Origin of the sequence: Acetobacter conturbans, from assembly GCF_011516755.1 — a bacterium.
Taxonomy (GTDB): domain Bacteria; phylum Pseudomonadota; class Alphaproteobacteria; order Acetobacterales; family Acetobacteraceae; genus Acetobacter; species Acetobacter conturbans.
This window is the reverse complement of the sequence record NZ_WOSY01000022.1, coordinates 21987-32756: the sequence shown is the minus strand read 5'-3', so window position 1 is coordinate 32756 and position 10770 is coordinate 21987. Positions and strand designations below refer to the sequence as shown.

Sequence of the window (10770 nt, the reverse complement as noted above, 5' to 3'; positions counted from 1 at the left end):
ATAACCATGACAGACCCAACATGGGGAACAGCGGGCTAACCCCCGCCCAGAAACTAAAAACAGCTGCCTGAATTCTCATTCAATGCCCCACTAAAAATGGGGGGATTACCGGTCGGCTATGCGAGTATACCGCCGCTGCGGCTGACCATCTCAACGTCCATGAAGTTCACGCCTGTCACATGTTGCCCCACGAAAAAAGGCTTCGACCGGTGCGCTGAAAGGAATTGCATGTGGGTGCCGTGCTCCGTGAGCTATCAATCCACTCCCGGAACATTACTCATGTGGCAATATCTGGTTCTCTATCCTAGCGTCCAACAACGGACATTCCACCCCCCTAACTCGCCTGTCGGCCCAAGAGAACCAGAACAGACAGGCGGCATTCGCCTCTTCTCGGACGTCGCAGGGCCGTCCGAAGCTTTCTCAAAGCGGACGTCGCAGCACGGCATACAAGGGCTTGTCTCTGCCAGTGCCGGAGCGGTTCAGCGTACCCTGCGCCTGAAATCAGGTAGCCAGGACATCAATCAATAGTTCTTCGATCCCTCCCAACTGGCTTCGACTTCGGTATCGCCGGACGGGAAACGAACAGTAACGACAATACCCCTTGTTTTTCCTGGAGCAGGGGAGGTTATCGTGATGTCAGCCTGAAGCTGAAGAGAGACCTGTCGCACTATCGCAAGCCCGAGACCACTGCCTTCAGCGTTAGTTTTACCTCTCACGAAGGGCTTTTCCATATTCTGCAAACTCTCAAGTGTGAGGGGATCGCAGTCATTAAAGATCAGAATTTCGGAATTCTCCGTTACAATCACGTGCGCCGGCCGCAGAGAAGAACCATGAAGAACAGCATTTTCCAGAAGATTACGAAACAGGATCCCTGCGGCATCCATGTCGCCCCGAATCATGAGATGAGGGACTCCTGAAAGGTCAATGGTCTGGTTTTTTTCTCGCTCAAGCTCCCGTGCCAGAAACTGGATGACAGGCACCAGATCAAATATATCCCCCGTAAGAGCGATTCCCGACGTTACTCGTGAAAGCTGAAGGAGTTTTTCCATCATCCGGCCAATCCTGCGGGCCTGGTGCATGATGGTCGTCGCGCGCTCTTCATATTCTGAACGCTGAAGCAGATTTCTGAGGACCTGCACCTGCGCCAGAAGCGCGCCTATGGGGTTGCGCAGCTCATGTGCGGCATTCGCGGCAAAGGCGCGTTCGGTCGAGAGCGCCATTTTCAGACGTTCAAGAAGAAGATTGACGGCGGAATGAATTGTCACAAGCTCTTCGGGCAGATCCAGCGGCGGGATTGGAACCAGATTGGTACCGCCTCTACTCCTGATTTCGTGCTGAAGGCTTGTGAGGGGACGCATGGCGCGGCGGACGCGCCAGCGGACCAAGACCCAGATTGCCGGAAAAAATATCACCATTGGCAGGACTGAAATCAGGATAGCCCGCCTGACTGCTTCATTTCGGTGAAAGGCCGGCTCCCCCACCAGAATGTAATGGCGACCGGATGCGGAAGGGACACTATACACCCGGAACGACGGCACATTGTAAAATCCCATTTTCAGTCGGGGAACAAACAGCGTCTCTGGTGCATTCTGCGATCTCACCTCAAGGCGGCCGTCCGGCGAGGCAATCTGATAGGCCAGTGTACGCCGATTCACACCGGGCAGGCGTGCGACCTGACCACCTGGCGTGGTGCTCTTCTGATCCGTTCTGTCCAGTTCACTGATGACGAACTCCAGGCGTTCGGCCACTTCCTGCAGCGAGTTGTCGAGACGCTCCGTGACTTCATAGCGGGTAAAGGCCGCGACGAGGATACTGAGCAACACCAGCGCGCCTAGCACGATAATCAGTGTCCCGGACACTATGCGGGACGCCAGGCTCCAGCGCTTCATCAGGATGAACTTTCTGCAAGGCTGTAGCCTCTGCCCCGGACCGTCACGATCAGGCCGGGTCCGGTTTTCTTTCGTATCCTGCTGATAAAGACTTCAATGGCATTGCTCTCCACATCGTCGCTGAGGCCATAAAGAGCATCTTCGATCTGCTCGCGGCTGCACAGTGCCCCCGGTCGACGGGCAAGAAGTTCGACAATGGCCCATTCGCGCGCGGAAAGATCGATCGTGCGTCCTTCACGTCTGAGCTGTCGCCGAGAAAGATCGATCTCCACGTCATCAATGATCACAATATTATCCGGCAATGCGATGTATCGTCTGGCGACTGCTTCAATACGGGCGACGAGTTCGTCGAGATCGTAAGGCTTGACGATATAATCGTCTGCTCCCTCCGACAGACCTGCAATCCTGTCGCTTATCTGGTCCTGAGCGGTTGTGATCAGGACAGCCAGAGAAGAACGATTTCGCCGGATCTCACGCAGAAGGTACCGGCCATTGCCGTCTGGAAGCCCGAGATCGAGCAGAAGAGAATCGTAAGCGGACGCTCTCAGGGCTGCCCGCCCGTCAGTCAGGGTTCTGAACCAGTCGGCAACATGACCAGCCTGACGGACACGGTCCCTGACGGCAGAACCAAGAGCCGGTTCGTCTTCGATGATCAGGATTTTCATGATTCACGATTTTTCATGATGCGAGCATACAGTGAGGGCAACACAAGCAGCGTCAGAAGTGTCGAGGAGATCAGCCCCCCAATCACAACAGTGGCCAGCGGGCGCTCGACCTCGGCACCGGCGCTTGTCGAGACGGCCATGGGGATGAAGCCCAGACTGGCCACCAGAGCGGTTGCCATGACAGGACGGAAACGCTCTTCTGCCGCCTCAAAGGCCGCCTGGGCAGCGCTGCGCCCTGCCAGACGCAGGGACTGGATCGCGGTAACAAGCACTACGCCGTTCAGAACGGCCACGCCGAACAGGGCGATAAAGCCAATCCCGGCGGAGACACTGAACGGCAGGCCCCGAAGACACAGGGCAAGAATACCACCTGTTGCGGCGATTGGCAGATTGATGAAAACAAGCCCCGCCAGCCAGACGGAGTTCAGAGCAAGAATTAGCAGGGCAAAAATCAGAATCAGAGCGACCGGCACGACAAGTTCCAGACGCGCCATGGCTGAACGCAGATTCTGGAACTGACCAGCCCAGACCATGCGATAGCCTGCGGGAAGGTTGACTTTTTTACTGACCGCTCTTTGTGCTTCCGTCACGAAAGAGCTGAGATCGCGCCCGCGCACGTTCGCCTGAACAATCAGACGGCGGCGGATCGCGTCCCGACTGATGCGGGGCGGACCGTCCTGAACCGTAACCTTCGCAACTTCCGAAAGAAGGACGGCGCCCCGGCCGTCGGCGCGGCGGATTCTCAGGCGGGCGATCTGATCCCGTGTTCCGGCCTGGGCGGGATCATAGCGGATCTGCGTGCTGATTAGCGCGTTATTGACCGTAACGGGCCGCCCGATATGACCGCCGACAGCTTCCACCACATTTAGAAGTTCCTGCTGCGAAACCCCGAGACGGGCGGCCTGTCTGCGGTCGATGTCGATATGGATGAAAGAGATGCTCCCTGCCCCCTGCGGCGCCACATCCGCTGCGCCGGGAATGGCTTTCATGATACCGGCCACCCTGTCCCCAAGGCGTGTCAGGGTGGCAAGATCATCGCCATAGATCGAAACGGCGATCTGCGTGCGCACGCCGGACAGCAGATCATCCATCCGCATCTGGACGGGCTGGCTCCATGACTGTTGAGCGCCCGGCAGTTCATCGCTCATGACCCGGCTCATCGCCGTGACGAGACCTTCCTGCGTGCGTGCGGTGGTCCATTGCGACGGTGGCTTGAGGAAAATGAAGCTGTCGGTCTCGTTGACGCCCATCGGATCGGTCGGAATCGCAGACGTGCCTGTGTTGCTTACGACGCTGGTGACTTCCGGAAACCGGCGCAGGATGCGTTCCTGCAGGGAGACCTCCTTCACGGCCTCCGAGAGTGAGATCCCCGGCAGGCGCGTCGTCGTCACCGTCAGCGCGCCTTCACCGAGAGACGGGATGAACTCGCCGCCCAGATGCAGGCCGATCCAAACGGACACGCTGAAAATCGCGATCGTCGTGCCGAAGAGAATACGCGGTCGGGTTTCACACCAAGCCAGCATCGGGCCATAGACGCGACGAAGGGCAGCAACCAGGCGCGTATCATTATGACGACCGTTCGATTTCATCACCAGTGCCGCGATGACGGGCATGCCGACGACGCAGTAAAAGAGCGAGGCGAGGAGCGCCATGATCACGGTTTGCGCCATGGGCCGGAACATCTTGCCCTCGATACCCTGCAAGGTCAGGATCGGCAGATAGACCATGATGATGACGAGAATGCCAAAGCTGACAGGCCGGAGGACTTCTGCGGCTGATGATACCGCCAGCGTGAAGAGTGGCGTGCTCTGTCCGGTGGCGCGATCGCGCGCGCGATGGGTCATGAGATTTTCCACCACGACCAGCGAACTGTCGACGATCATACCGAAATCAATTGCGCCCAGACTCAGCAGATTGGCGGAAATCCCGAAGGCGCGCATTCCCGTCATGGCGCAGACGAGGGCGAACGGAATGACGGAGGCGATGACCAGTGAGGCCCGCCAGTCGCCGATCACCACGATCAGGACGCCGATCACCAGGGTCGCGCCGATGATGAGGTTTTCCTTCACCGTCGCGATTGTGCTGTCTGTCAGTGTCGAGCGTACATAATAGGGGTCGAGCGTCACGCCTTTGGGAAGGGACTGCCGGATGCCGGGCAACGCCGCATTGATGGCGGCCAGCGTGGCATCGGAACTCGCGCCCATCTGCATCATGACGACACCGATCACGATCTCGCCCTGACCGTCACGGGTCACCGCGCCCAGACGTGTTCTCGGCCCCATGGAAATGCGTCCGACATCCCGCAGGAAAATGGCGGAGCCGTTGGCATTGGTCCTGACAGGAATGGAGCCGAAATCATCAAGCGAGCCGATCAGGCCGCGTCCGACCACGATCTGCTGCTCCTCGTCATGCTCGATCCACCCGCCACCGGATGCGGAGTTGTTGCCGTCCACGGCCTGGAAGACATTGTCGACCGAAACCCCCAGCGCCAGAAGGCGGGCCTGATCGAGGGCAACCTGGAATGTCTCCTCCGCGCCCCCGTTCACGTTGACGTCCACCACCCCGGGTACGAGCTTCATCTGTGGTGCGACCGTCCATGTCATCAGGCGGTTCAGATCCATCAGGGAATAGCCGTTTCCCTTGATCTGTAACTGCATGATCTCGCCCAGCCCCGTTGTCAGCGGCCCGATATTCACGCTCACGCCTGGTACGGAGATCAGGGTTCTGGCCTGCTGAATCCGCTCCTCGACACGGGTGCGATCGAGATTGATGTCCGTGTCGTCCGCGAACTGGACATACACGACGGAAACCCCGGAACGTGACACGGACCGAAGATCGGTCATGTCCGGGATGCCCGCCATACTGGTCTCAATCGGGAACGTGATCAGTCGTTCGACTTCTTCCGTGGCAAGACCCGGAGCGACAACGGAAACGAGCACCTGTCTGGGCGAGATGTCCGGCACGGCCTCAACGGGGAGGCTCCGCACCATGAGGCAGGCGGCAATGAAAATCAGGCCAAGCACACTGAGAACCAGCCAGCGTCGGGCCTGAAGAGCAGAAAGAAAGGCACGCATGGCGGTGTCAGTCTCCGTCGGACAGATCAGAGGTCTGTATGATGGCTTTCAGGGCAAATGCGCCATGCGTCACAATCCTGTCGCCCACCGTGAGGCCGGAGACGATGACCTTTTGTCCGGCGCTTTCGGCACCGACGTGAACCTCTTGCGGGCGAAAACGGTCGGGGCCGACGGGCAGGAAGACGGTGCTGATGCCGTTGATCTCCGTAACGGCACTTTCGGGCACGATAATGCCTTCAGTTCGGGCGCGTGTCGGCAGGTGCGTATTGAGAAACATGCCCGGGTGAAGATGGCCTCCGGGGTTCGCTGCGCGGCTGATGACACGAACAAGGCCGGTCACGGGGTCCGCCAGATCGCCGACTGACGTTATCTTCGACGTCAGCAAGGTCATTGCGCCATCTGCTGGCAGTTCCGTTGTCTGCTCACCACCTTCGACGATCTGAGCGGCATCCTGCGGGAGGATGTCCGATACGATCCAGACCGACGACATGTCGGCCAGAGCCACCAGTTCCGTCGCGGGCGAGATATCATCCGCAACACCGACAAGCACGCTCTGCACCTCACTCGTGGTCGGCGAGATGATGGAGGATGTCTCATCTGTGGGGGTGATCTGTCCCTTGTCCGATTCCGTTACGGAATTGTATTCTTCATCAAGCTGGTGTTGCAGAGTATCCACATCAGCCTGCCGGGCCGTAATATCGTCTCTTGCTGCTTTGAAGAGCGCTAGACGGTGCCTGGTTTCTCCGGCGGCAACCGTTATCCCTTCCAGATCACGGCTCCGGCTATAGGCTGCGGCAGCATTCTGATAGGCTGCCTGTGCCGTCGACAACGCAGACTGCGCCTTTGTCATCTCAAGGCGGACCAAATGCAGGGAGTGATCCTGATACGTAAGAAGAACCTCGCCCTTGCGGACATGCTGTCCAGGTACAACAGCCACATTCAGAATTTTTCCTGATCCAGCAGGATGAATGCGAACGATACGGCTCGCGTCAGACATGACGGTGCCCATTGCGTCGAGATTTTCCCCGAGCGTGCCATGTTGCACCACTGAGATCACCAGCTTGGCATTCGCCCGTGCAGCCGCTCCCATCGTGATGGTCTGTTCGTCGTCTGTCGCGAATGCGGGCTGTGTGAGCGCCCCGGAGAGGCAGAACAGCGCCAGAAGCCACCTCTGGTGTCCGATGACGACTATTCTGAAGCTCACTGGAATTCTCCTGCTGCGATTAATGTCCGGATGATTGCGGCATGCCAAGCGATCTCCGCCTGATTACGCGTCTGCAGTGCGCTGTACGCAGCAGCTCTGGCACGCAGAAGTTCGATCAGCGATGTCTCACCAGCCTGCCACGACCGAACCATCTCATTGGCGCGCTTGTTCATATCGTCAGCGGACAACACTGAATTTCTGAATGTGTCCTTTGCCGCCGTCAGGTGGACAAAAACCTGCGCCAGTTCCTGGCGTACGCTTCGACGGGCCTGCTGTTCTTGGTTGGAGGCCGCGGCTAGCTTGTTTCTCGCTTCGGCCTCCAGCGGGACATTGCGGACGTCACTCGGCAGAGGGACCGACACTGTAATGCCCACCCGATCATCCCATGGGCTGCCATACTGTTTCTCATGAATCGCAGCGACACCAACTTCCGGGTCGGGCATGAATGAAGCCCGTGCCAGACGCATACCTTCTTCCGCCGCACGGACAGCCTGCTGTGCGGCTCTTACACGCGGATCGTTGTCCTCAAGAATCCTGACGGAAGTCAACCTTGCACGCGCGGCAGCCGGATCATCGTAGGAGAGGATGTTCGGTACCCCGGAGCGGCCCAGCACGATGCGAAGCGCTGACGTCGTCGTTTCAACCTGCTCGACGGCCAGTGAATGCTCGCTGGCTGCGTTCGCCAGATCGGCGGCGACGGCATGCTCATCTGCCAGAGTATTCTCACCAGACCGGACGCCATGCTGGACAGACAGTTTTATTTTTTCCAGCGTTTCCCGCAGTGTCTGAGCAATGCTGAGACGTTTCCGGGCCATCAGCACGCCGGCGGAGGTATCCAGAACCCTCATGGCGACAGCCATCCGCTCCACATGCAGCCGTTCCTGTACGGTCAAGGCTTCTGCTTTCGCCGCTTTAACAGTAGCGGTGCCCTGTCCGGGCAACCAGAGGGGAACAGAAACACTCCCCTCGTAGGTTGTGTATCCCTCATTGCTGCCGATGGCGTGATCGTCAAAATACTGACCCGACACCGTCGGGCCTCCTGCAAACCAGGAGTCGGCAGCCTCGGCCCGTGCCGATGCCGAACGATAGTTCGTATTCAGTTCATCCCGCCCCGGATCGACGGACCATGCCGCTTCCACCCCCTGGGCAAAGGTGAGGCTCTGACCTCTGGCCTTTGAAATAAGAGCTGAAGAAAAGCAGAGGGTGACCAGGGTGAGAGCGATACAGAAAGTACGGATTTTCAGGAAATGAATCCCTGCCCATTCCGAGGCGCGGTTAACGACCTGATAATCGACATGACGAGTACACATGAAGTTCAGTCGGCTTTCTGTATCATCGCGTGAATGAGCTGCGGCAGGATCTTCAGTATATCAGGCGAACCTGACAGTTTCCTGAACGCTGCCCACGATCACGACATCGAACTGTTCGGCCATTTCCCGGCTAAGAGCCTGTTTGGAAAATCGATCTGATGTGATTCAAGCTCTGGATGTGGACGCCAGAGCAGAGGGGCCGGATGGCCAGGATCACCCGTAAGACGAAACGCTACCCGTCTGACATGACAGACGAGGAATGGGAGCGGATCGTGCCATTGATGCCAGGTCCTGAACGTCGTGGCCGCCCACGAGAGGTTGAATTCCGTGAGGTGATCAATGCGGTGCGCTATCTCGTTCGTTCAGGCTGCGGTTGGCGGATGCTGCCGATCCACTTTGGGCACTGGCGCACGGTCTATGGCTGGTTTCGTGAGCTGGCGCGACGGTTCCTGTTCCAGACCATCCATGACGTTGAACTGATGCTCGACCGGGAGCAGGCAGGCCGCGAGGCCAGTCCGACAGCAGCGGTGATCGACAGCCAGAGCATCAAGGCGCCTCATGCCAGGACAAGGGGTTACGATGCCGGCAAAAAAGTCGTCGGACGCAAGCGGCATATCGCCGTCGACACGGACGGGCGCCTTCTGATGGTCAACCTGACTCCGGCCGACATCTCCGACAGTGCCGGCGCTCAGATGATCCTGGATGCGATCCGCAGGCGTTGGCCGTGGGTGAAGCATCTGTTCGCCGATGGCGCCTATAACCGCTTGAAGTTGATGGACAAGGCGACTTATCTGGATTTCATCGTCGAGATTATCCGCCGCCGTGACGGAGCAAAGGGCTTCGAGGTGTTGCCGCGACGCTGGGTGGTCGAGAGGACCTTTGGCTGGATGACCCGCTGGCGCCGGCTCGTGCGTGATTACGAGCGCCGCGTCGACGTGTCACAGGCCATGCGTCGCCATGGGCGCCAATCTCATGCGCAGAAATGCTCACCCGTGATTTTCCAAACAGGCTCTTAGAGCCCTTTTGGAAATTCGCTGTGATAGGTTTTCAAGAGGTTTTGAGCGTGATTCAACGGCAGGATGTGGACGCCAGCCCAACGAGGCTGCATGGCCAGCATTACGCGCAAGACGAAACGCTATCCGTCTGATCTGACAGATGAGGAATGGGAGCGCATAGCGCCTCTGATGCCCCCTGCGAACCGGCGTGGCCGGAAACGGACAACCGATTTCCGTGAGATCATCAACGCGTTGCGCTATCTCGTGCGCTCAGGCTGCGGCTGGGAGATGCTTCCGGTTCATTTTGGCCCATGGCAAACGGTTTACTGGTGGTTCCACAGGCTGATGCGCCGTTTCCTGTTCCAGACCATTCATGATGTCTGTCTGATGCTTGATCGTGAAGCGGCAGGACGCGAAGCCAGTCCATCGGGTGGTGTCATTGATAGCCAGAGTATCAAGGCACCCCACGCAAAGACACATGGTTATGACGCAGGCAAGAAGATCGTTGGTCGCAAGCGGCACATTGCCGTCGATACGGCTGGCCGACTGCTTCTGGTCAGACTGACACCTGCCGATATTTCGGATAGTGCGGGCGGACAGATGATCCTTGATGCCATTCGTAAACGCTGGCCGTGGGTGAAGCACCTGTTCGCAGATGGGGCCTATGACCGCTTGCAGTTGATGGACAAAGCCGCCTTTCTCGACTTCACAGTCGAGGTCATCCGGCGGTCAGATACAGCAAAAGGGTTTGAAATCCTGCCGCGTCGGTGGGTTGTGGAACGGACCTTCGGCTGGATGATCCGCTGGCGTCGCCTTGTGAAGGACTACGAACAGCGGATCGACGTCGCAGAGGCCATGATCCACATCGCCATGGGAAGCCTCATGTTACGCAGAAACGCTCATCCCTGAATTGCCAAAAGGGCTCTCACAGCTTTTCAGGCAGGCGGTGTTCTGATCTGCGCTCGCTGTAGCGATCGACAAGGTAGTCGGCCCGGTCCCGCAGCAGCCAGGTGAACTTCATCAGTTCCTCCATGACATCCACCATGCGGTCATAGAGGGGAGACGGTTTCATTCGGTCGTCGTCACCGAACTGGGTGTAGGCCATCGGCACGCTGGACTGGTTAGGGATGGTGAACATCCGCATCCATCGGCCCAGCACCCGCAGGGCGTTGACGGAATTGAAGCTCTGTGACCCGCCGGAGACCTGCATGACAGCCAGCGTGCGGCCCTGTGTGGGTCGGATCGAACCTTCCGTGAGGGGAAGCCAGTCGATCTGGTTCTTGAACACGGCGGTGATGGTGCCGTGGCGTTCGGGGCTGCACCAGACCTGGCCTTCCGACCAGATCGAGAGTTCCCGCAGTTCCTGAACCTTTGGATGCGTGGCGGGTACGGAATCCGCGACCGGCAGATCAGTTGGGTCGAACACCCGTGTTTCTGCACCAAGGACTTTCAGAACACGCTCCGCCTCAAACACCAGCAGGCGACTGAAGGACCGAGGGCGCAGCGAACCATACAGCAGTAGAATACGTGGCGGGTGGTCAACCCGTAGTTGCGGTTCCAGTCGTGCGAGATTGACCTGTTCGAGATACTCCGGGTGCAGGGCGGGCATTTCCGGCTTGGACATGGTTCCATC

General features: G+C 58.5%; 7 protein-coding genes and 1 pseudogene. 2 read left to right on the top strand and 6 right to left on the bottom strand.

The window, feature by feature from the left end; genetic code table 11:
- Positions 1-521: 521 nt before the first annotated feature.
- From GOB81_RS15200 to GOB81_RS15180, 5 genes are read right to left on the bottom strand one after another with little or no spacing between them, the layout of a single operon-like run.
- Complete coding sequence (locus tag GOB81_RS15200; RefSeq protein ID WP_043550790.1) at positions 522-1889, bottom strand: sensor histidine kinase; 1368 nt, start codon at positions 1887-1889, stop codon at positions 522-524.
- Complete coding sequence (locus tag GOB81_RS15195; RefSeq protein ID WP_173571178.1) at positions 1889-2554, bottom strand: response regulator transcription factor; 666 nt, start codon at positions 2552-2554, stop codon at positions 1889-1891. Before GOB81_RS15195 ends, GOB81_RS15200 begins: the two co-directional genes overlap by 1 nt.
- Entirely contained in the window at positions 2551-5628 is a 3078-nt protein-coding gene (locus GOB81_RS15190; RefSeq protein ID WP_043550793.1) for an efflux RND transporter permease subunit, read from the bottom strand. Before GOB81_RS15190 ends, GOB81_RS15195 begins: the two co-directional genes overlap by 4 nt.
- Before the next feature lie 7 nt (positions 5629-5635).
- Complete coding sequence (locus tag GOB81_RS15185; RefSeq protein ID WP_231098692.1) at positions 5636-6832, bottom strand: efflux RND transporter periplasmic adaptor subunit; 1197 nt, start codon at positions 6830-6832, stop codon at positions 5636-5638.
- Entirely contained in the window at positions 6829-8142 is a 1314-nt protein-coding gene (locus GOB81_RS15180) for a TolC family protein (RefSeq protein WP_052403800.1), read from the bottom strand. The genes GOB81_RS15185 and GOB81_RS15180 overlap by 4 nt, the downstream gene beginning before the upstream one ends.
- A 176-nt stretch (positions 8143-8318) precedes the next feature.
- Between GOB81_RS15180 and GOB81_RS15175 the strand changes: the two are divergent.
- Positions 8319-9138: pseudogene (locus GOB81_RS15175) on the top strand (IS5 family transposase).
- Positions 9139-9221: 83 nt separating this feature from the next.
- On the top strand, positions 9222-10046 hold the full coding sequence (locus tag GOB81_RS15170) for an IS5 family transposase (RefSeq protein WP_081894216.1): 825 nt from the start codon (positions 9222-9224) through the stop codon (positions 10044-10046).
- A 16-nt stretch (positions 10047-10062) separates the two neighbouring features.
- Here the strand turns inward: GOB81_RS15170 and arsH are convergent, their stop codons facing one another.
- A complete protein-coding gene (arsH, locus tag GOB81_RS15165) occupies positions 10063-10761 on the bottom strand; it encodes an arsenical resistance protein ArsH (RefSeq protein ID WP_061490145.1) in 699 nt (232 codons plus the stop codon).
- Positions 10762-10770 lie beyond the last annotated feature (9 nt).

What these genes read in the sequence shown, in the direction of transcription:
- GOB81_RS15200 (WP_043550790.1), bottom strand. Translation starts at nt 1,889, where the DNA reads ATGAAGCGCTGGAGCCTGGCGTCCCGCATAGTGTCCGGGACACTGATT.
- GOB81_RS15195 (WP_173571178.1), bottom strand. Translation starts at nt 2,554, where the DNA reads ATGAAAATCCTGATCATCGAAGACGAACCGGCTCTTGGTTCTGCCGTC.
- GOB81_RS15190 (WP_043550793.1), bottom strand. Translation starts at nt 5,628, where the DNA reads ATGCGTGCCTTTCTTTCTGCTCTTCAGGCCCGACGCTGGCTGGTTCTC.
- GOB81_RS15180 (WP_052403800.1), bottom strand. Translation starts at nt 8,142, where the DNA reads ATGTGTACTCGTCATGTCGATTATCAGGTCGTTAACCGCGCCTCGGAA.
- GOB81_RS15170 (WP_081894216.1), top strand. Translation starts at nt 9,222, where the DNA reads ATGTGGACGCCAGCCCAACGAGGCTGCATGGCCAGCATTACGCGCAAG.
- arsH (WP_061490145.1), bottom strand. Translation starts at nt 10,761, where the DNA reads ATGTCCAAGCCGGAAATGCCCGCCCTGCACCCGGAGTATCTCGAACAG.